This is a genomic window from Pseudomonas sp. JAI111 (assembly GCF_024809425.1).
Lineage (GTDB): Bacteria > Pseudomonadota > Gammaproteobacteria > Pseudomonadales > Pseudomonadaceae > Aquipseudomonas.
The window spans coordinates 518,890-540,082 of record NZ_JANUCB010000002.1 but is presented as its reverse complement, the minus strand read 5'-3'; the positions used below and the strand labels follow the sequence as shown (position 1 = coordinate 540,082).

Below are 21,193 nucleotides of genomic sequence, written 5' to 3'. Positions count from 1 at the left end.
TCAAGCGCCGGGTGAACAAGGTCTCCAACCGAATTTCGAATTACGAGAAGTGAAACCACTACCATGATGCGCAGCCATTATTGCGGCCAACTGAACGAAAGCCTGGAAGGCCAGGAAATTACCCTTTGCGGATGGGTTCACCGTCGCCGTGACCACGGTGGGGTGATTTTCCTCGATATCCGTGATCGTGATGGTCTGGCCCAGGTGGTGTTCGATCCGGACCGCGCCGAGAGCTTCGCCGCCGCCGATCGCGTGCGCAGCGAGTACGTCGTGAAGATCACCGGCAAGGTACGCCTGCGTCCGGCCGGTGCAACCAACGCCAACATGGCGTCGGGCATGATCGAAGTCCTGGGCTACGAGCTGGAAGTGCTGAACGAGTCGGAAACCCCGCCGTTCCCGCTGAACGAGTACTCGGACGTGGGTGAAGAAACCCGTCTGCGTTATCGCTTCCTCGACCTGCGTCGCCCTGAAATGGCCGAGAAGCTGCGCCTGCGTTCGCGCATGACCACCAGCATCCGTCGTTACCTGGACGAGAACGGCTTCCTCGATGTCGAGACGCCGATCCTGACCCGTGCGACCCCTGAAGGCGCGCGTGACTATCTGGTGCCAAGCCGTACTCACGCCGGTTCGTTCTTCGCCTTGCCGCAATCGCCGCAGCTGTTCAAGCAACTGCTGATGGTGGCTGGCTTCGACCGTTACTACCAGATCGCCAAGTGCTTCCGTGACGAAGACCTTCGCGCTGACCGCCAGCCGGAATTCACCCAGATCGACATCGAGACCAGCTTCCTCGATGAAAAAGACATCATGGGCCTGACCGAAGGCATGATCCGCAACCTGTTCAAGGAAGTGCTGAATCTGGAATTCGGCGAGTTCCCGCACATGACTTTCGAAGAAGCCATGCGCCGCTACGGTTCCGACAAGCCAGACCTGCGTAACCCGCTGGAACTGGTGGATGTTGCCGACCAGCTCAAAGAAGTCGACTTCAAGGTCTTCAGCGGTCCTGCCAACGATCCGAAATGCCGTGTCGCCGCCTTGCGCGTCCCGGGTGCGGCGAGCATGCCGCGCAAGCAGATCGACGATTACACCAAGTTCGTCGGCATCTACGGTGCCAAGGGCCTGGCGTACATCAAGGTCAACGAACGTGCGAAGGGCGTCGAGGGGCTGCAGTCGCCAATCGTCAAGAACATCCCTGAAGCCAACCTCAATGTGATCCTCGATCGCGTTGGCGCGGTTGACGGCGACATCGTGTTCTTCGGTGCCGACAAGGCCAAGATCGTCAGCGAAGCCCTGGGTGCGCTGCGGATCAAAGTCGGTAACGACCTGGACCTACTGACCTGCAAGTGGGCGCCAATGTGGGTCGTCGACTTCCCGATGTTCGAAGAGAACGACGACGGCAGCTTCACCGCCTTGCACCACCCGTTCACCGCGCCGAAGTGCACACCGGAAGAACTGGAAGCCAACCCGGCGACCGCTCTGTCCCGTGCCTACGACATGGTCCTGAACGGCACCGAGCTGGGTGGCGGTTCTATCCGTATCCACCGCAAGGAAATGCAGCAGACGGTATTCCGCCTGTTGGGTATCAATGAAGCAGAACAGGAAGAGAAATTCGGCTTCCTGCTCGATGCCCTCAAGTACGGCGCGCCGCCGCACGGCGGCCTGGCCTTCGGCCTGGACCGTCTGGTCATGCTGATGACCGGCGCCCAGTCGATCCGTGAAGTGATCGCTTTCCCGAAAACCCAGAGCGCGGCTGACGTCATGACTCAGGCTCCGGGTGCTGTAGATGCCAAGGCATTGCGCGAATTGCACATTCGTTTGCGCGAAACGCCAAAAGCAGAGTAAGACTGACCCTGAAGGCGCATCCTTATGGGATGCGCCTTTTTTACAGGTCGAGATTTTTTTCTTGCTGGCCAGCGTGAATACGCGGCGGGCAATGTTTCAAAGAGAATTCGGAGCGAGATATGGCGGGTCATTCCAAGTGGGCGAACATCAAGCACCGCAAAGAACGTCAGGATGCCAAGAAGGGCAAGATTTTCACCAAGTGGATTCGTGAACTGACCGTTGCTGCCCGTCAGGGCGGCGGTGATCCGGGTTCCAATCCGCGTCTGCGCCTGGCGCTGGACAAGGCCCTGGGCGCGAACATGAGCCGCGACATCATCGATCGCGCGGTGGCCCGCGGTGCTGGCGCTGCCGACACCGACGACATGGTCGAACTGACCTACGAAGGCTACGGCCCGGGCGGCGTGGCGGTGATGGTCGAGTGCATGACCGATAACCGTAATCGCACCGCAGCTGCCGTGCGCCATGCCTTCAGCAAGTGCGGCGGCAACCTGGGAACTGACGGGTCGGTGGCGTACCTGTTCGAGCGCAAGGGGCAAATCTCCTTCGCGCCGGGCGTCGATGAAGATGCCCTGATGGAAGCGGCCATGGAAGCCGACGCCGATGACGTGGTAACCAACGAAGACGGCTCGATCGACGTGTTCACCTCGTTCGCCGGTTTCTACTCCGTGCGAAACGCGCTGGAAGCCGCCGGTTTCAAAGGTGATGACGCCGAAATCGTGATGTTGCCGACCACCAGCGCCGAACTGGATCTGGAAGGCGCCGAGAAGGTGCTCAAGCTGATCGACATGCTCGAAGACCTGGATGACGTACAGAACGTCTACTCCAATGCGGACATTCCGGAATCGGTCGCCGCACAGCTGGGTTAACGGCAGCTAAGATCTAATGTGGGAGCTGGCTTGCCTGCGATGCCATCACCTCGGTGTATAAGACAGACCGAAGTGATGCCATCGCAGGCAAGCCAGCTCCCACAATTGTTATTTGGTGTATTGGATATTTTGCTTTTACTCAACCCGCAGGCGTTATGACTTTAATTCTTGGTATCGACCCTGGTTCGCGCATTACCGGGTATGGCGTGGTACGCGATACCGGGCGGGGTTGCGTGTACGTGGCGTCGGGCTGTATTCGCACCGGTTCCGGCGAGTTGCATGAGCGTCTGCAAATCGTCTATCGCAGTGTGCGGGAAGTCATTCAGACCTACGGCCCGGTGACCATGGGGATTGAAAAGGTCTTCATGGCGCGCAACGCCGATTCTGCGTTGAAGCTAGGGCAGGCGCGGGGGGCGGCGATTGTTGCCGGTGCCGAAGAAAGCCTGGAAATCGCCGAGTACACCGCGACCCAGGTCAAGCAGGCGGTGACCGGCACGGGGGCGGCGAATAAAGAGCAGGTGCAGATGATGGTCATGCACATGCTGAAATTGACCAGCAAGCCGCAAATCGATGCCTCGGACGCCCTGGCCATTGCCATTTGCCATGCCCACACCCGATCGAGCCTGTTGCCGCATGGTCTGGGAGCGGCACGCAGTCGTGGCGGGCGCCTGCGTCTCTGATAGCATCAGCAATCGTTTTTTAGGGAATGAGGGTTTTGCGCCTGTGTTGCCGGCGCAAAACCCTTGTTCTGTCAGTCGCCAGTCATTGATCTGGCCAACGCTCAAGGATCTGAAACGTGATTGGACGCTTGCGCGGCACACTGGCTGAGAAACAGCCGCCGCACCTGATTCTGGATGTAAACGGTCTGGGGTATGAGCTGGAAGTGCCCATGACTACGCTTTATCGCTTGCCGTCGGTCGGTGAACCGCTGACCTTGCACACCCATTTGGTCGTACGCGAAGACGCGCAGTTACTCTATGGTTTCTATGGCAAACGTGAGCGAGACTTTTTTCGCGAGTTGATCCGTCTCAATGGTGTAGGGCCCAAATTGGCCCTGGCGTTGATGTCGAGCCTGGAAGTCGACGAGTTGGTCCGTTGCGTGCAGTCCCAGGACACCTCGGCATTGACCAAGGTGCCGGGCGTCGGCAAGAAGACCGCCGAGCGTTTGCTGGTCGAGCTCAAGGATCGCTTCAAGGCCTGGGAAACCGTACCGGCCATGTTTGCACTGGTGCCGAACCAGCCGGGTGGGCCTGATGCGCCAGCGCCGGTCGCCACCGCCGAAAATGATGCAGTCAGCGCGCTGATTTCCCTGGGCTACAAGCCGCAGGAGGCCAGCAAGGCGATTTCTGCGATCAAGGAGAAAGGCTTGAGCAGTGAAGACATGATTCGTCGTGCCCTGAAGGGAATGATTTAAGTGATTGAAGCTGATCGTCTGATTGCCGCCACGCCTGGCCCTCGCGACCGCGAGGAAGTCCAGGATCGGGCGATTCGTCCTGTCAGCCTGGCCGAGTACATTGGTCAGCCGACCGTACGCGAGCAGATGGAGTTGTTCATCCAGGCGGCTCGCGGGCGTAACGAATCGCTGGACCACACGCTGATTTTCGGCCCCCCGGGTCTGGGCAAGACCACCCTGGCCAACATCATCGCCCAGGAAATGGGCGTGTCGATCAAAAGCACCTCCGGCCCGGTGCTCGAGCGCCCGGGCGATCTGGCCGCGCTGCTGACCAACCTTGAGCCACATGATGTGTTGTTCATCGACGAAATCCATCGGTTGTCGCCGATCGTCGAGGAAGTGCTGTACCCGGCCATGGAAGATTTCCAGCTCGACATCATGATCGGCGAAGGGCCAGCCGCGCGCTCGATCAAGCTTGATCTGCCGCCTTTCACCCTGGTCGGTGCGACGACGCGGGCGGGGATGCTGACCAATCCGCTGCGCGACCGTTTCGGGATCGTCCAGCGCCTTGAGTTCTACAGCACCGCTGACCTGGCGACGATTGTCAGCCGGTCGGCAGCCATTCTCGGTTTGCCACTGGATCCGGAAGGCGCTTTCGAAATCGCTCGTCGTGCTCGCGGTACTCCGCGGATCGCCAATCGCCTGCTGCGCCGGGTGCGCGATTTTGCCGAGGTTCGTGCCAAGGGCCACATCACCAAGCCGATTGCCGATCTGGCGTTGAACCTGCTGGATGTCGACGAGCGTGGCTTCGACCACCAGGACCGGCGTCTGTTGTTGACCATGATCGAGAAGTTCGATGGCGGGCCGGTCGGGGTCGACAGTCTGGCGGCCGCCATCAGCGAAGAACGCCACACCATTGAAGACGTGCTGGAGCCGTATCTGATTCAGCAGGGCTATATCATGCGCACGCCACGGGGACGAGTTGTTACCCGCCACGCGTACTTGCATTTCGGTTTAAACATTCCGTCACGATTGGGCGAGATGCCCGTGGTAGACGAGTTCCTCGATGCCGTGGACGATTAATCACCTTTGCGCGCTGATTTATTCGGAGTTTGCGCGGTCTCAGGACCGTGCTTTCGCCAGAAAGCCGCGAATCAATGAAAAACAGTTGCCTGGCCGGATTGGCAACCTGAGGAGTAAGCACTAGAGTATGCGCGCGCAAAACGGGCTTGAGCCTTTCGCACTTCGTTGTCGCGTTTATTACGAGGACACCGATGCGGGCGGCATCGTGTATTACGTCAATTACCTCAAGTTTATGGAACGGGCTCGAACCGAGCGGCTCCGGGATCTGGGCTTTGCCCAATCGGCGCTGGCAGGGGAGGACCTGTTGTTTGTCGTGCACTCCAGCGAAGCGCGTTACCACGCGCCGGCGCGACTGGACGACGAGCTTCTGGTAAGCGCTGAAGTAATCGAATTGAACCGAGTCAGCCTGCGCTTCAAACAGCAGGTCAGGCGGGCAACGGATAATGTGCTGCTCTGTGAAGGGCAGTTTCTGGTGGCCTGTGTGCGCACTGAAAGTTTAAAACCCCGGGCCATTCCCGAAGCTCTACGTGCGGCCTTTGCCGACGTGAGCGGCGCGGGTACACACTCAAAGCAGGAGATAAAGCGTGGAAGCTAACGTCGTCGACCATTCCTCCATGTGGAGCCTGGTCAGCAATGCCAGTATCGTGGTGCAACTGGTAATGCTGATCCTGGTAGCCGCATCGGTGACCTCATGGATCATGATTTTTCAGCGCAGCAATTTGATTCGTGCCGGTCGACGTGCCCTGGAGAGCTTTGAAGAGCGCTTCTGGTCCGGTATCGACCTGTCCAAACTCTACCGTCAGGCCGGCAGCAACCCTGATCCGGATTCGGGCGTAGAGCAGATCTTCCGTGCCGGTTTCAAGGAATTCTCCCGTCTGCGTCAGCAGCCTGGCGTAGACCCGGAAGCGGTCATGGAAGGCGTGGCCCGTGCCATGCGCGTTGCCATCTCCCGCGAAGAAGAAAAGCTCGAGCAGAGCCTGCCGTTCCTCGCCACCGTGGGTTCCGTCAGCCCGTACATCGGTCTGTTCGGTACTGTCTGGGGGATCATGAACTCCTTCCGTGGCCTGGCCACTGCCCAGCAAGCGACCCTGGCCACTGTGGCTCCCGGTATCGCCGAAGCACTGGTCGCCACCGCGATCGGTCTGTTCGCCGCGATTCCGGCCGTTATCGCTTACAACCGTTTTGCTGCTCGCAGCGAAACCCTGCTGGGCCGTTACTACACCTTCGCCGATGAATTCCAGGCGATCCTGCACCGCAAAGTGCACACCAGCGAAGAATAAGCAGGTAATTTCCAATGGCTTTAATCGCTCGAGCTCGCAAAAAGCGCAAGCCGGTTGCCGAGATGAACGTGGTGCCCTACATCGACGTGATGCTGGTGCTGCTGGTCATCTTCATGGTGACCGCGCCAATGCTCAATCAGGGCGTGAAGGTTGATCTGCCCAAGGTTTCCAGCGAAGCCTTGCCGCAGGACAACAACACCCAGGTCCTGACCATTTCGATCAAGGCTGACAAGACCTACTACTGGAACCTTGGCAGCGAAGTCGACACCGAAAAGCAGCAGGACAAGGCCATGACCTTGCCGCAGATGACGGACGCGGTGACCAAGATCATTCGCGCCGGGACCGAAGGCGGCAAGCGTACCCAGGTGTTCATCCGTGGCGACAAGACCGTCGATTACGGCTCCGTGATGGGCGCCATGGGCGGATTGCAGAAAGCCGGGGTCGGTAATGTTGGCTTGATTACCGAGGCACCCTGATGCAGCAAATGCGAGAGCCGTCCGCCTCGGAAAGCTACTTCTGGCCTAGTGTCTGGGCGATTGTCTTGCACGTGCTGGTGTTCGGCATGCTGTTCGTCAGTTTTGCCTTCACACCGGAGCTGCCGCCGGCCAAGCCGATTGTCCAGGCGACCTTGTACCAACTGAAGTCGAAAAGTCGGGCGACCACCCAGACCAATCAGAAGATTGCGGGTGAAGCGCAGAAATCTGCTGCGCGTCAGACCGAAGTCGAACAGATGGAACAGAAAAAGATCGAGCAGGAAGCGATCAAAGCCGCGGAACAAAAGAAGGAAGACGCGGCTCAAAAAGCCGAAGAATCCAAGAAGGCCGACGAGACGAAGAAAGCTGAAGAGGCCAAAAAGGCTGATGAAGCCAAGAAAGCCGATGAAGCCAAGAAGACCGCCGAAGCCAAAAAGGCCGAAGAGAAAAAATTGGCTGATATAGCCAAGAAGAAAGCTGAAGAAGAAGCCAAGAAAGAAGCTGAAGAAGAGGCCAAGAAAGCGGCCGCTGAAGAAGCCAAGAAAAAGATCGTCGAAGACGCGAAGAAGAAAGCCGCCGAAGAGGCCAAGAAGAAATCTGAAGCTGAAGAGGCGAAGAAGAAAGTCGCCGAAGACGCGAAGAAGAAAGCTGCCGCCGATGCTGCGAAGAAAAAATCGCAGGAAGCGTCACGTAAATCCGCTGAAGAGAAAAAGGCCCAGGCCCTGGCAGATTTGCTTTCCGACACGCCTCAGCGTCAGCAAGCCTTGGCGGATGAGCAAGGTGACGAAGTCGCCGGCAGTTTCGATGATTTGATTCGTGCTCGTGCAGCGGAAGGCTGGGCTCGTCCACCTTCGGCACGCAAAGGCATGACGGTCGTGTTGCAAATCGGCATGTTGCCGGACGGTACGGTGACTTCGGTCAGCGTGGCCAAGTCCAGTGGCGATGGTCCGTTCGACTCGTCGGCAGTTGCGGCGGTCAAGAATATTGGACGTTTGACAGAAATGCAGGGAATGAAGCCGAGCGATTTCGCTCCGTATCGTTCATTCAAGATGACATTCACACCTGAGGATCTAGCCTTGTGAGAAACCTTCTTCGAGGAATGCTTGTCGTTATCTGCTGCCTGGCAGGGATAGCGGCGGCGGATGAAAAAAACATTCTGGTCACCAGCGGCAGTGATCGGGCAACCCCGATTGCGGTAGTGCCGTTCGGCTTCCAGGGCGGCACCGTGCTGCCAGACGACATGGCCGAAATCATCGGTAACGACCTGCGTAACTCGGGTTATTACTCGCCGATTCCAAAGCAGAACATGATCAGCCAGCCAAGCCAGGCCAGCGAAATCATTTTCCGTGACTGGAAGGCTATCAGCGCCCAGTACATTATGGTCGGCAGCATCGTTCCAGCGGGCGGTCGCCTGCAGGTTCAATACGCGCTGTTCAACGTCGCCACCGAGCAGCAAGTGCTGGCCGGCAGCGTGTCGGGCAGTGTTGATCAACTGCGCGACATGGCGCACTTCATTGCCGACCAGTCGTTTGAAAAACTCACCGGTATCAAGGGTGCGTTCTCGACACGCCTGTTGTACGTAACGGCCGAGCGTTTCTCCGAGAAGAACACGCGCTACACGCTGCAACGTTCGGACTATGACGGTGCCCGCGCCGTGACCCTGCTGCAATCGCGCGAGCCGATCCTGTCGCCGCGTTTCGCACCGGATGGCAAGCGCATCGCTTATGTTTCTTTCGAGCAGAAGCGTCCGCGTATTTTCATGCAGAACATCGACACCGGTCGCCGTGAGCAGATCACCAACTTCGAAGGTCTCAATGGCGCACCAGCCTGGTCGCCGGATGGCAATCGCCTGGCATTCGTACTGTCCAAGGACGGCAACCCGGACATCTACGTGATGAACCTGGGTTCGCGTCAGATCAGTCGTGTCACCAACGGTCCTGGCATCAACACCGAACCGTTCTGGGGTAAGGATGGTTCCACCATCTACTTCACGTCCGACCGTGGCGGCAAACCACAGATCTATAAAACCAGCGTCGGTGGCGGTGGTGCGGAGCGTGTGACCTTTATTGGTAACTACAACGCCAACCCTAAATTGTCGGCTGATGAAAAGACCCTGGTGATGATTCACCGCCAGGATGGCTTCACTAATTTCAAGGTGGCTGCCCAGGATTTGCAGCGAGGTAGTGTAAAGATCCTCACTGATAGCACTCTGGACGAGTCGCCTACTGTTGCGCCCAACGGCACCATGGTAATCTACGCCACCCGCCAGCAGGGCCGGGGAGTCTTGATGCTCGTGTCCATTAATGGACGCGTAAGGCTCCCGCTTCCTACCGCACAAGGCGAAGTCAGAGAACCTTCCTGGTCCCCTTACCTGAACTGACGCGGCGCTACACGTTGTACTTAACACACTGGGGTTCATTAGGAGTTTCACGATGGAAATGCTGAAGTTTGGTAAATTTGCTGCGCTGGCTCTGGCCATGGCTGTAGCTGTAGGTTGCTCGTCCAAAGGCGGCGACAATGCCGGTCAAGGCGCTGTCGATCCAAACGCTGGTTACGGCGCAAACACTGGTGCCGTTGACGGTTCCCTGAGCGAAGAAGCTGCTCTGCGCGCAATCACCACCTTCTACTTCGAATACGACAGCTCGGACCTGAAGCCAGAAGCCATGCGCGCTCTGGACGTTCACGCCAAAGACCTGAAAGCAAACGGCGCTCGCGTTGTTCTGGAAGGCAACACCGACGAACGTGGTACTCGTGAGTACAACATGGCACTGGGCGAGCGTCGTGCGAAAGCCGTTCAGCGTTACCTGGTACTGCAAGGTGTTTCCCCAGCTCAGCTGGAACTGGTTTCCTACGGCGAAGAGCGTCCAGTTGCTACCGGCAACGACGAGCAGTCCTGGGCTCAAAACCGTCGCGTCGAACTGCGTAAGTAATTCGTCATGCGAACGTGCCGTCGTGCTGTAACTGTTTTGGCTCTCAGTCTCACATCGCTTGCGGCGTGGGCTGCGGTTCCTGTGGTCGATAACAACTCCGGTTATAACAATAGCGGGAGCAGTTATCCGCCTGCGGGTTACGGTACGAACGGCGCCTATGCCGGGGGAGGGGTTTCGGCCCCTGTCTCGGCACAGGGCGAGCTGTTCAACCAACTGCAATCGATGCAGGAGCAGATTTCACGTCAACAGGGCGTGATCGAAGTTCTGCAAAATGATGTAGCGCGCATGAAGCAGGAAAACCTGGAGCGATACCAGGATCTTGATCGGCGCATAGGATCCGGCGTAGCACCAGCCGCGACGCCTGATAATTCTTCCTCCGGTGGCAATTTGAATGCCCCCGGTGCAGCAGTCGGCGTAAGCGCAGGAGCTGCAGCCGCAGCCGCGCAAGCACCCGCTGCGGGTAGCGAACCGGCCGATCCGGCGAAGGAAAAGCTGTACTACGATGCAGCCTTCGACCTGATCAAAGCCAAGGATTTCGACAAAGCCAGCCAGGCTTTTGCCGCATTTCTGCGCAAATACCCGAACAGCCAATACGCGGGCAATGCCCAGTACTGGTTGGGCGAAGTGAATTTGGCCAAAGGTGATCTGCAAGGTGCGGGTCAGGCTTTTGCCAAAGTTTCGCAGCTGTATCCAAAGCATCCAAAAGTGCCTGATTCGCTGTACAAGCTGGCTGATGTAGAGCGCCGCCTCGGTCATACCGACAAGGTAAAAGGCATTCTGCAGCAGGTGGTGTCGCAATACCCGGGCACTTCCGCCGCTCAACTGGCCCAGCGTGATCTGCAAAAAATGTAGGTCTGTGAGGCTCGTTTTGAAGAAACCCGCGCTTGTCGCGGGTTTTTTCGTTAGAATTCACACCCTTTTTTGAAACACGCTTTTTGGGATCTGCGCGATGGCGGGGTTCCTTGAAGTGCCTGACGGAGGCGGACAGCCTGTTTAGCTGTCATGCCCGTGGCGACTATGCAAGACACATTGAGAATCACCGAAGTTTTCTACTCGTTGCAGGGGGAAACGCGGACTGCCGGGCTGCCCACAGTTTTTGTGCGCCTGACCGGTTGCCCATTGCGTTGCCAATACTGCGACAGCGCCTATGCGTTCACTGGCGGCACCGTGCGCACGCTCGACGACATCCTCGAGCAAGTGGCCGGTTTTCGTCCGCGTTATGTCTGTGTCACCGGCGGCGAGCCGTTGGCCCAGCCGAACGCCATCCCATTGCTCAAGCGGTTGTGCGATGCCGGTTACGAAGTGTCACTGGAAACCAGTGGTGCTCTCGACATCTCGGCGGTAGATTCCCGGGTCAGTCGTGTTGTCGACTTGAAAACCCCGGGTTCGAAAGAAGCGCACCGCAACCGCTACGAGAACATTGAACTGCTCACGCCCAACGACCAGGTGAAGTTTGTCATCTGCTCGCGGGAAGACTACGACTGGGCGGTGTCCAAACTCATCCAGTACGGTCTCGACCAACGAGCAGGCGAAGTCCTGTTCTCGCCAAGTCATCACGACCTGAATGCACGGGACCTGGCTGATTGGGTGGTGGCGGACAACCTGCCAGTGCGTCTGCAATTGCAGCTGCATAAATATCTTTGGAATGACGAGCCGGGGCGCTGATATGACTGAACAACTGAACACTACTGAAAAGCGTGCGGTCATCCTGCTGTCCGGCGGTCTGGACTCGGCAACTGTCGTGGCCATGGCCCGTGCCGAAGGCTACAGCTGCTACACCATGAGCTTCGACTACGGTCAGCGGTCTCATGCCGAACTGCACGCGGCGGCGCGTGTCGCTCGCGACCTGGGTGTGGTCGAGCACAAGGTGATCGGCCTGAACCTGAACGGTATCGGCGGTTCGGCGCTGACCGACAGCAGCATCGACGTGCCGGAGGTGCCGGGCGAAGGTATTCCGGTGACTTATGTGCCTGCGCGCAACACGGTGTTTCTGTCTCTGGCGCTGGGCTGGGCTGAAGTGCTGGGCGCGCGTGACATCTTTATTGGTGTGAACGCCGTGGATTACTCCGGTTATCCAGACTGCCGTCCTGAGTTCATCGAGTCGTTCGAGCGCATGGCCAATCTGGCGACCAAGGCGGGTGTAGAAGGCAATGGCTTCCGTATTCAGGCGCCACTGCAGAACATGAGCAAGGCGCAGATCGTCCAGGCAGGCGTGAAGCTGGGGGTCGATTACGGGCTGACCGTTTCTTGCTATCAGGCCGACGATCAGGGCCGTGCTTGCGGCAAATGCGACAGCTGCCGACTGCGTGCGGAAGGCTTTGCAGCAGCCGGCGTAAGCGACCCAACACCTTATTTTTGATTTATTTTAAATTAGGTGTTGAATAGTCCTTAAAAATCAGTATTATACGCGCCACCACACAGCGGGTCGTTAGCTCAGTTGGTAGAGCAGTTGGCTTTTAACCAATTGGTCGTAGGTTCGAATCCCACACGACCCACCATTTTTGTAGCAGTTTTAAAAGTCTGGAAGGCCCACGCAAGTGAGGATTTCCGGATTTTTTTTTGCCCGCGATTTGTGCTGGCCCCCTGGTGGGGCTGCACCGCATGGCACAGGTCAGAATCATCTTTTGCATCCAGCCGATATTCTGTAGCCTTGCGCCTCTTCACCGCTGTCCGTGCCTGATGAATACTCACTCTCCGGCGGTACCCTGAAGGGTCCGGAGCCGGGTGTATACTCGACTTTCGCGCGAATGCGCCTGCAGGTCTTGCAAACATGACGCAGATTTCCGAACGCCTTCTGGTTCAAGCCCACCTCGACGCCAAGCAGCCCAAGCCGCTGACCGCCGAGGAGGAAGCTTTCTATCGTGCCGCCATCGCTGCCGAGCTCAAGGCTCAGGACGCGGTGCTGGTTGCTCACTTCTATTGCGATCCGGTGATTCAGGCCCTGGCCGAAGAAACCGGCGGTTGCGTCTCCGATTCGCTGGAGATGGCCCGCTTCGGCAGCGCTCACCCGGCCAAGACCGTGGTCGTTGCCGGTGTGAAGTTCATGGGCGAAACCGCCAAGATCCTCAATCCTGAAAAACGCATACTGATGCCGACCCTCGAAGCGACGTGTTCGCTGGACCTGGGTTGCCCGGTGGACGAGTTTTCGGCGTTCTGCGATCAACACCCGGAACGTACGGTGGTGGTCTATGCCAACACCTCGGCCGCGGTCAAAGCCCGTGCGGACTGGGTAGTGACGTCCAGCTGCGCGCTGGAAATCGTCGAAAGCCTGATGGATAACGGCGAGACCATCATCTGGGGCCCGGACAAACACCTGGGCACTTACATCCAGCGTCAGACCGGTGCGGACATGTTGCTGTGGGACGGTGCCTGCATCGTTCACGAAGAGTTCAAGTCCAAGCAGCTCGAAGACATGAAGGCGCTGTACCCGGACGCTGCAATTCTGGTGCACCCGGAGTCGCCGACATCGGTGATCGAACTGGCAGACGCCGTCGGCTCGACCAGTCAGTTGATTGCGGCGGCGAAGAGCCTGCCGAACAAGACCCTGATCGTCGCTACCGATCGCGGCATCTTCTACAAGATGCAGCAGCTGTGCCCGGACAAGGTCTTTATCGAGGCGCCAACGGCCGGCAACGGCGCAGCCTGCCGCAGTTGCGCGCACTGCCCTTGGATGGCGATGAATACCCTTGAGCGCCTGCTCAAGAGCTTGAAGGAAGGGGCGAACGAGATCTTTGTTGATCCGGCGTTGATTCCGCAAGCGATCCGGCCGCTGAAGCGCATGCTCGACTTCACCCAGGCTGCACGGATGAAACTGGCTGGTAACGCCTGAGATCTATCGGCTAGTCATAAATAACCTGTGGGAGCGAGCCTGCTCGCGATAGCGGTGTATCAGTCAAATTGAAGGTGACTGGCACACCGCTATCGCGAGCAGGCTCGCTCCCACATTGGTTTTTGTATGCCGTAGTTATTTGGTCTTCTTCGGGATGCGCACAATCCGGGTGTTGGAGTAGATGTCATGCCAGCTGCGTTTCTGTTTATCGAACAGCGACCAGATGAAGCCCAGGCCAACGCACAGCAGCGACGCGATCGACACCACAAACCGCAACAGCGCCTGCCACAGGCTGATGGACGAACCGTCGGCGTTCTGTACGCGGATGCACCACACCTGCATGCCCAGCGTCTGACCGGACCAGGTCCAGAACTTGGCAAAGAAGCCAAACAACACAAACAACAGTACCGTCGACAGCAATGGATCGCCGTCCAGCGCGCCGGCTTCGGTGAGGGCGCGCATCTTGTCTTCGCCGATGATCGCCATCTGGATCATCTTGTACACGCCGCTGGTGACGATCAGCAGGGCGGTACACAACAGGAAGTCATAGAACATGGCTGCCAGGCGCCGACCCAGGGTGGCGGCGGGGAAGTCGCCCTGGGGAGTGAGCAGGTGTTTGGACATCGCAGCCTCTGGACGCAAAAGAAGCCATTTTACGGATTTACGCGCACAAAAAAGCCCCTGATGTCAGCATCAGGGGCTTTTTCGTTACAGAAGATTAAGCTTCTGCTTGTACTTCGTCAGCCTGCATGCCTTTCTGGCCTTGCACAGCAACGAAAGTCACTTTCTGGCCTTCTTTCAGGCTCTTGAAGCCGTTGCCCTGAATGGCGCGGAAATGCACGAACAGATCCGGACCGCTTTCAGGAGTGATAAAACCAAAACCTTTCTCGTCGTTAAACCACTTGACGGTACCGCTCTGACGTTGGGACATTTCTTATTTCCTTTGACGCAAAAAATTAATGACAGTCTCTTTCTCATGAAAGAGTACTGGGGCTGGTTGCAGGAGAGTAAGAAGACGTCGAACGGGATGTAGCTAACTTGTAGGCTACTGCCCAGGTCACGATTCCAAGCGACCCATGCAAACACAGTGAACAAACTCTACGCCAACTACGAGAGAAAAAACAAGCCCCTGTGAAAGGCCCGGTTTTGCTGAGGTTGCGGGTTAGTGTGTTCACTAGTGCGGGCTTATTCGATGAGGAGGTTCAATTGTTTTCGAACGTTATAAGCAAAGTTCATAAACGAAGCTTAGAGCCAACGACATGCACTATTTTATGGCGGTTGCGTTACACATTAGTGCACTGTTAACGCAACCGCGTTACTTATAGAAACAGTCAATCAGCCGCGATAGTAGCGTTGTGCAACAAATGGCATTTTGCTTACAAGCAAAGGCACCTTTTTCCCACGCACGATCGCCCAAACGGGTGTGTCGATGGCGATGTACTTGCTGTCGAGGTAACCCATCGCCAAAGGACCGCCCAAGGTTGGCCCGAAACCGCCACTGCAAACCGTACCGATGATGTCGCCCGCTTCATTGACGATCTCAGCGCCTTCGCGCACCGGAGTGCGTTCCTGGGGCAGCAGGCCGACGCGTTTGCGGCTGACGCCGTTTTGCTGTTGCGCATATACGGTTTGAGCGCCGGGGAAGCCGCCGGCCCGTGCGCCATCGGCGCGACGTGGCTTGGAGATGGCCCACAACAGGCTGGCTTCGATCGGGGTGGTGTCGGTGTTCATGTCGTGGCCATAGAGGCACAGGCCGGCTTCCAGGCGCAGGGAGTCGCGGGCGCCAAGGCCGATGGCTGCCACTTCAGGCTCGGCCAGCAGGGCGCGAGCCAGGGCTTCGGCGTTGGCCGCCGGCACGGAGATTTCGAAACCGTCTTCACCGGTGTAGCCCGAACGGCTGACAAAACAGTCCACGCCCAGCAGTTTCACGCGGGTGAACTGCATGAAGGTCATCTTCGCCACTTCAGGCGCCAGGCGCGCGAGCACGGTGACGGCCGCCGGACCTTGCAGCGCCAGCAACGCGCGCTCTTCGAAGAGCGGCTCGATGGTGCACTGATCGCCGATGTGTTGGCGCAGGTGCGCGAGGTCCTGATCCTTGCACGCGGCGTTGACCACCAGGAACAGCTCGTCGTTACCCAGATTGGCGACCATCAGGTCGTCGAGGATGCCACCGGTTTCGTTGGTAAACATCGCGTAGCGTTGCATGCCCACCGGCAAGTCGATGATGTCTACCGGCACCAGGGTTTCCAGGGCCTTGGCGGCATTGGCGCCGGTCAGGCGGATCTGGCCCATGTGCGAGACATCGAACAGCCCGGCCTGATCACGGGTGTGCTGGTGTTCTTTCATCACGCCCAGCGGGTATTGCACGGGCATGTCATAGCCGGCGAACGGCACCATGCGTGCGCCTAGCTCGATGTGCAGTGCGTGCAACGGGGTTTTCAACAGGTGTTCGGTGGACATATTCAGCTCCTGAAAAAGTAGGCAGATGCGCGTGCGCATCAGCACTCGATAATGTTGACCGCCAAACCGCCGCGGGCGGTTTCCTTGTATTTGCTTTTCATGTCGGCGCCGGTCTGGCGCATGGTGCGGATGACCTTGTCGAGCGAGACAAAGTGCTGGCCGTCGCCGCGCAGGGCCATGCGTACCGCGTTGATCGCCTTGACCGAGCCCATGGCGTTGCGTTCGATGCAAGGCACTTGCACCAGTCCGCCAATCGGGTCGCAGGTCAGGCCGAGGTTGTGTTCCATGCCGATTTCCGCAGCGTTTTCCACTTGCTGTACCGTGCCGCCCAGCACCTCGCACAAGGCGCCCGCCGCCATGGAGCAGGCCACGCCGACCTCGCCCTGGCAGCCGACTTCGGCACCGGAGATCGAGGCGTTTTCCTTGTAGAGAATCCCGATCGCCGCAGCAGTCAGCAGAAAGCGCACAACGCCGTCTTCGTTGGCGCCGGGGATGAAGCGCATGTAGTAGTGCAAAACCGCCGGGACGATTCCTGCTGCACCATTTGTGGGCGCGGTAACGACGCGTCCGCCATTGGCGTTTTCTTCGTTGACCGCCAAGGCATACAGGTTGACCCAGTCCAGCACCGACAGCGGATCGCGCAATGAGGATTCAGGGTTCTTGCACAGTTGCCGATGCAACGCGGCGGCGCGGCGCTTGACCTTCAATCCGCCGGGCAGGATCCCTTCGTTGCGGCAACCGGCGGCGACGCAATCCTGCATCACTTGCCAGATTCGCAGCAGTCCGGCGCGGGTTTCCGCTTCGGGGCGCCAGGCGCTTTCGTTGGTCAGCATCACCTGGCTAATGGATAAGCCGTAGGTGGTGCAATGGGTGAGCAGGTCCTTGGCGCTTTTGAACGGGAAGGTCAGAGGCGTGGCGTCTTCGACAATGCGGTCGGCGCCGGCGGCGTCTTCATCGACGACAAAACCACCGCCGACCGAGTAATACTCGCGGCTGCGGATCTGCAGGCCGGCAACATCGAACGCGCGAAAAATCATGCCGTTGGGGTGATACGGCAACGGTTTGCGGATCATCGCCAGGTGTTCTTTCTCGTTGAACGCAATGCTGTGCTCGCCGAGCAGGTTCAAGCGACCATTGCCGCGAATGTCTTGCAGACGGGCGGCGACGGTTTCGGTATTCACGGTGTCCGGGTGCTCGCCTTCCAGGCCTAGCAACACAGCCTTGTCGCTGCCGTGGCCTTTGCCGGTGGCACCGAGCGAGCCGTAAAGCTCGACTTTGATGCAGTTGGTTGCCGCCAGCAGCCCTTCACGGCGCAGCCCTTCGGCAAAACGCGCGGCTGCGCGCATCGGGCCGACGGTGTGGGAGCTGGAGGGGCCGATGCCAATCTTGAACAGGTCGAACACGCTTAACGACATGGGGGGCTCCTGCGGCGCAGTTGTAAGCTGCAAGCTCCAAGCTGCAAGTAAAAGCAGTTAGCTTTTGACTTGTCGTTTGAAGCTTGCAGCTTGAGGCTCGAAGCTTATTGCTGCTTCTTTTAAGCGTAGCTTTCGATCGACGGGCAGGCGCAAACCAGGTTGCGATCGCCAAACACGTTGTCGACGCGGCCGACCGGTGGCCAGTACTTGCCTTCGATCAGCGACGCAACCGGGTACACCGCTTGCTCACGGCTGTACGGATGCGTCCACTCGCCGACGATTTCCGCGGCGGTGTGCGGAGCGTTTTTCAGCGGGTTGTCTTCCTTGTCCAGGGTGCCATTTTCCACGGCGCGGATTTCTTCGCGGATGCGGATCATGGCATCGCAGAAGCGGTCCAGTTCTTCCTTGGATTCGCTTTCGGTCGGCTCGATCATCAGCGTGCCGGCCACCGGGAACGACATGGTCGGGGCGTGGAAGCCGAAGTCGATCAGGCGCTTGGCGACGTCATCGACGCTGATGCCGCTGCTGTCTTTCAGCGGACGCAGGTCGAGGATGCATTCGTGCGCCACCAGGCCATTGCTGCCGGTGTACAGCACCGGGTAGTGCTCTTCGAGGCGACGGGAAATGTAGTTGGCGTTGAGGATCGCCAGTTGCGAAGCACGCTTGAGACCCGCGCCACCCATCATCCGAATGTACATCCAGGTGATAGGCAGAATGCTCGCGCTGCCGAACGGTGCTGCGCAGACCGCGCCTTCCTTGCGTTCCATGGTGCCGTGACCCGGCAGGAACGGCGTCAGGTGTGACTTCACGCCAATCGGGCCGACACCCGGGCCGCCACCGCCGTGCGGAATGCAGAAGGTCTTGTGCAGGTTCAGGTGCGACACGTCGCCGCCGAACTTGCCTGGCGCGCACAGGCCGACCATCGCGTTCATGTTGGCGCCGTCGATGTACACCTGGCCGCCGTTGTCATGAATGATGCCGCAGATTTCGCGGATGCCTTCTTCGAACACGCCGTGGGTCGACGGATAGGTGATCATCAATGCCGCGAGATGCTCGCGGTGCTCGATGGCCTTGGCGCGCAGGTCTTCGATGTCGACGTTGCCACGGGCATCGCACGCGGTTACCACCACACGCATACCGGCCATGTTGGCGGTCGCCGGGTTGGTGCCGTGGGCCGAGGACGGGATCAGGCAGATGTCGCGACGGTCTTCGCCACGGCTCTGGTGATAGGCGCGAATCGCCAGCAGGCCGGCGTATTCACCCTGGGAGCCGGCGTTCGGTTGCAGCGAGATCGCGTCATAGCCAGTCGCGGCGCAGAGCATCGCTTCCAGTTCGTCGGTCAACTGCTGGTAACCGGCGCTTTGATCGGCCGGAGCGAACGGGTGCAGGGCACCGAATTCAGCCCAGGTGACCGGGATCATTTCGCTGGCGGCGTTGAGTTTCATGGTGCACGAACCCAGCGGGATCATGGTGCGGTCCAGCGCCAGGTCCTTGTCGGCGAGCTTGCGCAGGTAGCGCATCAGCTCGGTTTCTGAGTGATAACGGTTGAACACCGGGTGGCTGAGGATCGGCGATTGGCGGACCAATGCGGCCGGGAAGGTGCTGACCACGGAAGCGGCGAGGGCGGCGAAGTCCGGCAGGGTTTTGCCGTCGGCGAGCAGGGCCCACAGGGTTTCCACATCGGCTTGCGAGGTGGTTTCGTCAAGGGACAGGCCCAGACGTTCAGCATCGACTACGCGCAGGTTGATCTGCTGGGTGCGAGCCTTGTCGTGCAACGCGGCGGTGTTGGCGCCGGTCTTGATCGTCAGGGTGTCGAAGAAGGTCTCTTGTTCGACGGGCAGGCCGATCGCTTTCAGGCCTTGGGCCAGAATCGCGGTCAGGTGATGCACGCGATTGGCGATCTGCGTCAGGCCTTTCGGGCCGTGGTACACGGCGTACATGCTGGCGATGTTGGCCAGCAGTACTTGGGCGGTGCAGATGTTCGACGTGGCTTTCTCGCGGCGGATATGTTGCTCGCGGGTCTGCATCGCCAGGCGCAGGGCCGGCTTGCCGAAGCGGTCCACGGAGACGCCGACCAGACGGCCTGGCATGTCGCGCTTGAACGCATCTTTGGTCGAGAAGTAAGCGGCGTGCGGGCCACCGAAGCCCAGCGGCACACCGAAGCGTTGCGCGCTGCCGATGGCCACGTCGGCACCGAATTCACCCGGCGGTGTGAGCACGGTCAGGGCCAGCAGGTCAGCCGCGACGGCGACCAGCGCGTTGGCGGCGTGGAAGCGTTCGGTCAGTTCGCGGTAATCGAACACATCACCGTTGCTCGCCGGGTATTGCAGCAGCGCGCCGAAGAATGGCGTCACGTCGATCAGTTCACGCTCGTCGCCGACCACCACGTCGATGCCCAGCGGCTCGGCACGGGTGCGCAGCACGTCGAGGGTCTGCGGGTGGCAATGCACGGACGCGAAGAACGCGTGGCTGCCCTTGTTCTTGCTCAGGCGTTTGCAGAAGGTCATCGCTTCAGCGGCGGCGGTGGCTTCGTCGAGCAGCGAGGCGTTGGCGATCGGCAGGCCGGTGAGGTCGCTGATCAGGGTCTGGAAGTTCAATAGCGCTTCGAGACGGCCTTGGGAAATTTCTGGCTGATACGGGGTGTAGGCGGTGTACCAGGCCGGGTTTTCCAGCAGGTTGCGCAGGATCGGCGACGGCGTGTGCGTGCCGTAGTAGCCCTGGCCGATGAAGGTCTTGAACAGCTGGTTTTTGCCGGCGATGGATTTGATCAAGGCCAGGGCATTGGCTTCGCTCAGACCGTCTTCGAGGCCGAGGACGCTGGTGCCTTTGATGCTGTCGGGAATGACGCTGGCGCTCAGGGCTTCCAGGGAATCGAAGCCGAGGCTGTTGAGCATGGCTTGCTCGTCACCAGCACGCGGGCCGATGTGGCGGGCGATGAATTCGTTGGCGGTCGAAAGGTTTACTTGAGTCATGTCAGCGCTCCTCAGGCTTCGGCGTTGGCTTTGATCAGGCGGTCGTAGGCGTCCTGATCCAGCAGGTTGGCGACAGCCGAGGCGTCGGTTGGCTTGAAGCGGAAGAACCAGCCTTCGCCCAGCGGATCTTCGTTGACCAGTTCCGGGCTGCTGTCGAGCGCCGGGTTCACTTCCAGTACTTCACCGTCGAGTGGCATGTACACGCCGCTGGCGGCTTTTACCGATTCCACGGTGGCGGCTTCAGCGCCTTTGTCGTAGGACTGCAGCTCAGGCAGTTGTACGAAAACCACGTCGCCCAAGGCGTTCTGCGCGAAAGCGGTGATGCCGACTGTGACGCTGCCGTCAGCTTCGGTGCGCAGCCATTCGTGATCTTCAGTAAAACGCAATTCGCTCATGGAAACTCCTAAGGGGGCCAGACTCGTCTGGTGGACGCGATGGAATGCTTGGGCAAAAGCCCTGCTTTATGGATGGCTACTAAGCAAGATCGCGGCCAATGTGGTTAAACCCTTATTAATCAATGGTTTGTGCTTAGATTTGAGGCGGGCGAGTTTCAAGACTGTAGCGAAATCGCTACAGATGGAAGCAAAGAAAAAAGCGTAGTGGGATCAAAGCCTTGCACAGCGGTGATCAGGGGAGGGTGTATCGATATCGTT

The 21,193-nt window shown here is 58.9% G+C and carries 21 protein-coding genes and 1 tRNA gene; 16 read left to right on the top strand and 6 right to left on the bottom strand.

Annotation, left to right across the window (positions count from 1 at the left end; translation table 11 throughout):
- Positions 1-63 precede the first annotated feature (63 nt).
- The 16 genes from aspS (at position 64) to nadA (ending at position 13,693) form a co-directional block, all read left to right on the top strand.
- Positions 64-1,839: an aspartate--tRNA ligase gene (aspS, locus tag HNR03_RS10175; RefSeq protein ID WP_222588174.1), complete on the top strand. Its 1,776-nt coding sequence runs from the start codon at positions 64-66 to the stop codon at positions 1,837-1,839.
- Between the two features lie 119 nt (positions 1,840-1,958).
- On the top strand, positions 1,959-2,705 hold the full coding sequence (locus HNR03_RS10170) for a YebC/PmpR family DNA-binding transcriptional regulator (RefSeq protein WP_192417091.1): 747 nt from the start codon (positions 1,959-1,961) through the stop codon (positions 2,703-2,705).
- A 155-nt stretch (positions 2,706-2,860) separates the two neighbouring features.
- Entirely contained in the window at positions 2,861-3,385 is a 525-nt protein-coding gene (gene ruvC, locus HNR03_RS10165; RefSeq protein WP_208669606.1) for a crossover junction endodeoxyribonuclease RuvC, read from the top strand.
- Positions 3,386-3,501: 116 nt separating this feature from the next.
- On the top strand, positions 3,502-4,119 hold the full coding sequence (gene ruvA / locus HNR03_RS10160; protein WP_090187430.1) for a Holliday junction branch migration protein RuvA: 618 nt from the start codon (positions 3,502-3,504) through the stop codon (positions 4,117-4,119).
- Positions 4,120-5,181: a Holliday junction branch migration DNA helicase RuvB gene (gene ruvB, locus HNR03_RS10155; protein ID WP_208669605.1), complete on the top strand. Its 1,062-nt coding sequence runs from the start codon at positions 4,120-4,122 to the stop codon at positions 5,179-5,181.
- 127 nt (positions 5,182-5,308) lie between these two features.
- Complete coding sequence (ybgC, locus tag HNR03_RS10150) at positions 5,309-5,776, top strand: tol-pal system-associated acyl-CoA thioesterase (RefSeq protein ID WP_222588172.1); 468 nt, start codon at positions 5,309-5,311, stop codon at positions 5,774-5,776.
- Positions 5,766-6,461, top strand: a complete 696-nt coding sequence (tolQ, locus tag HNR03_RS10145; RefSeq protein ID WP_222588171.1) for a protein TolQ — start codon at positions 5,766-5,768, stop codon at positions 6,459-6,461. Before ybgC ends, tolQ begins: the two co-directional genes overlap by 11 nt.
- Before the next feature lie 23 nt (positions 6,462-6,484).
- Complete coding sequence (gene tolR, locus HNR03_RS10140; RefSeq protein WP_161807482.1) at positions 6,485-6,937, top strand: protein TolR; 453 nt, start codon at positions 6,485-6,487, stop codon at positions 6,935-6,937.
- Complete coding sequence (gene tolA, locus HNR03_RS10135) at positions 6,937-8,016, top strand: cell envelope integrity protein TolA (RefSeq protein ID WP_259153214.1); 1,080 nt, start codon at positions 6,937-6,939, stop codon at positions 8,014-8,016. Before tolR ends, tolA begins: the two co-directional genes overlap by 1 nt.
- The gene (gene tolB, locus HNR03_RS10130) at positions 8,013-9,314 is read left to right on the top strand and encodes a Tol-Pal system beta propeller repeat protein TolB (protein WP_405046049.1); all 1,302 of its coding nucleotides are present in this window, start codon (positions 8,013-8,015) and stop codon (positions 9,312-9,314) included. The genes tolA and tolB overlap by 4 nt, the downstream gene beginning before the upstream one ends.
- A gap of 52 nt (positions 9,315-9,366) precedes the next feature.
- On the top strand, positions 9,367-9,864 hold the full coding sequence (gene pal, locus HNR03_RS10125; protein ID WP_090187413.1) for a peptidoglycan-associated lipoprotein Pal: 498 nt from the start codon (positions 9,367-9,369) through the stop codon (positions 9,862-9,864).
- Positions 9,865-9,870: 6 nt separating this feature from the next.
- On the top strand, positions 9,871-10,716 hold the full coding sequence (ybgF, locus tag HNR03_RS10120) for a tol-pal system protein YbgF (RefSeq protein ID WP_259153206.1): 846 nt from the start codon (positions 9,871-9,873) through the stop codon (positions 10,714-10,716).
- Positions 10,717-10,881: 165 nt separating this feature from the next.
- Positions 10,882-11,529: a 7-carboxy-7-deazaguanine synthase QueE gene (gene queE / locus HNR03_RS10115; RefSeq protein ID WP_222588168.1), complete on the top strand. Its 648-nt coding sequence runs from the start codon at positions 10,882-10,884 to the stop codon at positions 11,527-11,529.
- A 1-nt stretch (position 11,530) separates the two neighbouring features.
- Positions 11,531-12,223, top strand: coding sequence for a 7-cyano-7-deazaguanine synthase QueC (queC, locus tag HNR03_RS10110; RefSeq protein WP_259153205.1), 693 nt, complete (start codon positions 11,531-11,533; stop codon positions 12,221-12,223).
- A gap of 63 nt (positions 12,224-12,286) precedes the next feature.
- Positions 12,287-12,362: transfer RNA gene (locus tag HNR03_RS10105), tRNA-Lys, on the top strand.
- A gap of 272 nt (positions 12,363-12,634) precedes the next feature.
- Positions 12,635-13,693: a quinolinate synthase NadA gene (gene nadA / locus HNR03_RS10100; protein ID WP_208669592.1), complete on the top strand. Its 1,059-nt coding sequence runs from the start codon at positions 12,635-12,637 to the stop codon at positions 13,691-13,693.
- Positions 13,694-13,828: 135 nt separating this feature from the next.
- Here nadA and HNR03_RS10095 read toward each other — a convergent pair whose 3' ends face one another.
- The 6 genes from HNR03_RS10095 to gcvH all read right to left on the bottom strand — a co-directional run bounded on the left by HNR03_RS10095 (position 13,829) and on the right by gcvH (position 20,935).
- Complete coding sequence (locus tag HNR03_RS10095) at positions 13,829-14,317, bottom strand: RDD family protein (protein WP_222588165.1); 489 nt, start codon at positions 14,315-14,317, stop codon at positions 13,829-13,831.
- Positions 14,318-14,411: 94 nt separating this feature from the next.
- Positions 14,412-14,624, bottom strand: a complete 213-nt coding sequence (locus HNR03_RS10090; protein WP_003175786.1) for a cold-shock protein — start codon at positions 14,622-14,624, stop codon at positions 14,412-14,414.
- A gap of 404 nt (positions 14,625-15,028) precedes the next feature.
- Positions 15,029-16,153 (bottom strand): glycine cleavage system aminomethyltransferase GcvT, encoded by a 1,125-nt coding sequence (gene gcvT, locus HNR03_RS10085; RefSeq protein WP_259153162.1) that lies wholly within the window; start codon positions 16,151-16,153, stop codon positions 15,029-15,031.
- A gap of 38 nt (positions 16,154-16,191) precedes the next feature.
- Positions 16,192-17,568, bottom strand: a complete 1,377-nt coding sequence (locus HNR03_RS10080; protein ID WP_222588163.1) for an L-serine ammonia-lyase — start codon at positions 17,566-17,568, stop codon at positions 16,192-16,194.
- A gap of 119 nt (positions 17,569-17,687) precedes the next feature.
- A complete protein-coding gene (gene gcvP, locus HNR03_RS10075; RefSeq protein WP_259153159.1) occupies positions 17,688-20,540 on the bottom strand; it encodes an aminomethyl-transferring glycine dehydrogenase in 2,853 nt (950 codons plus the stop codon).
- 11 nt (positions 20,541-20,551) lie between these two features.
- On the bottom strand, positions 20,552-20,935 hold the full coding sequence (gcvH, locus tag HNR03_RS10070; protein WP_208669587.1) for a glycine cleavage system protein GcvH: 384 nt from the start codon (positions 20,933-20,935) through the stop codon (positions 20,552-20,554).
- Between the last annotated feature and the right edge of the window lie 258 nt (positions 20,936-21,193).

Coding starts and splice junctions, on each gene's coding strand:
- HNR03_RS10080 (WP_222588163.1), bottom strand. CDS start 17,568: ATGTCGTTAAGCGTGTTCGACCTGTTCAAGATTGGCATCGGCCCCTCC.
- ybgC (WP_222588172.1), top strand. CDS start 5,309: ATGCGCGCGCAAAACGGGCTTGAGCCTTTCGCACTTCGTTGTCGCGTT.
- aspS (WP_222588174.1), top strand. CDS start 64: ATGATGCGCAGCCATTATTGCGGCCAACTGAACGAAAGCCTGGAAGGC.
- ybgF (WP_259153206.1), top strand. CDS start 9,871: ATGCGAACGTGCCGTCGTGCTGTAACTGTTTTGGCTCTCAGTCTCACA.
- ruvC (WP_208669606.1), top strand. CDS start 2,861: ATGACTTTAATTCTTGGTATCGACCCTGGTTCGCGCATTACCGGGTAT.
- gcvH (WP_208669587.1), bottom strand. CDS start 20,935: ATGAGCGAATTGCGTTTTACTGAAGATCACGAATGGCTGCGCACCGAA.
- gcvP (WP_259153159.1), bottom strand. CDS start 20,540: ATGACTCAAGTAAACCTTTCGACCGCCAACGAATTCATCGCCCGCCAC.
- HNR03_RS10090 (WP_003175786.1), bottom strand. CDS start 14,624: ATGTCCCAACGTCAGAGCGGTACCGTCAAGTGGTTTAACGACGAGAAA.
- gcvT (WP_259153162.1), bottom strand. CDS start 16,153: ATGTCCACCGAACACCTGTTGAAAACCCCGTTGCACGCACTGCACATC.
- HNR03_RS10095 (WP_222588165.1), bottom strand. CDS start 14,317: ATGTCCAAACACCTGCTCACTCCCCAGGGCGACTTCCCCGCCGCCACC.
- pal (WP_090187413.1), top strand. CDS start 9,367: ATGGAAATGCTGAAGTTTGGTAAATTTGCTGCGCTGGCTCTGGCCATG.
- queE (WP_222588168.1), top strand. CDS start 10,882: ATGCAAGACACATTGAGAATCACCGAAGTTTTCTACTCGTTGCAGGGG.
- queC (WP_259153205.1), top strand. CDS start 11,531: ATGACTGAACAACTGAACACTACTGAAAAGCGTGCGGTCATCCTGCTG.
- HNR03_RS10170 (WP_192417091.1), top strand. CDS start 1,959: ATGGCGGGTCATTCCAAGTGGGCGAACATCAAGCACCGCAAAGAACGT.
- tolA (WP_259153214.1), top strand. CDS start 6,937: ATGCAGCAAATGCGAGAGCCGTCCGCCTCGGAAAGCTACTTCTGGCCT.
- nadA (WP_208669592.1), top strand. CDS start 12,635: ATGACGCAGATTTCCGAACGCCTTCTGGTTCAAGCCCACCTCGACGCC.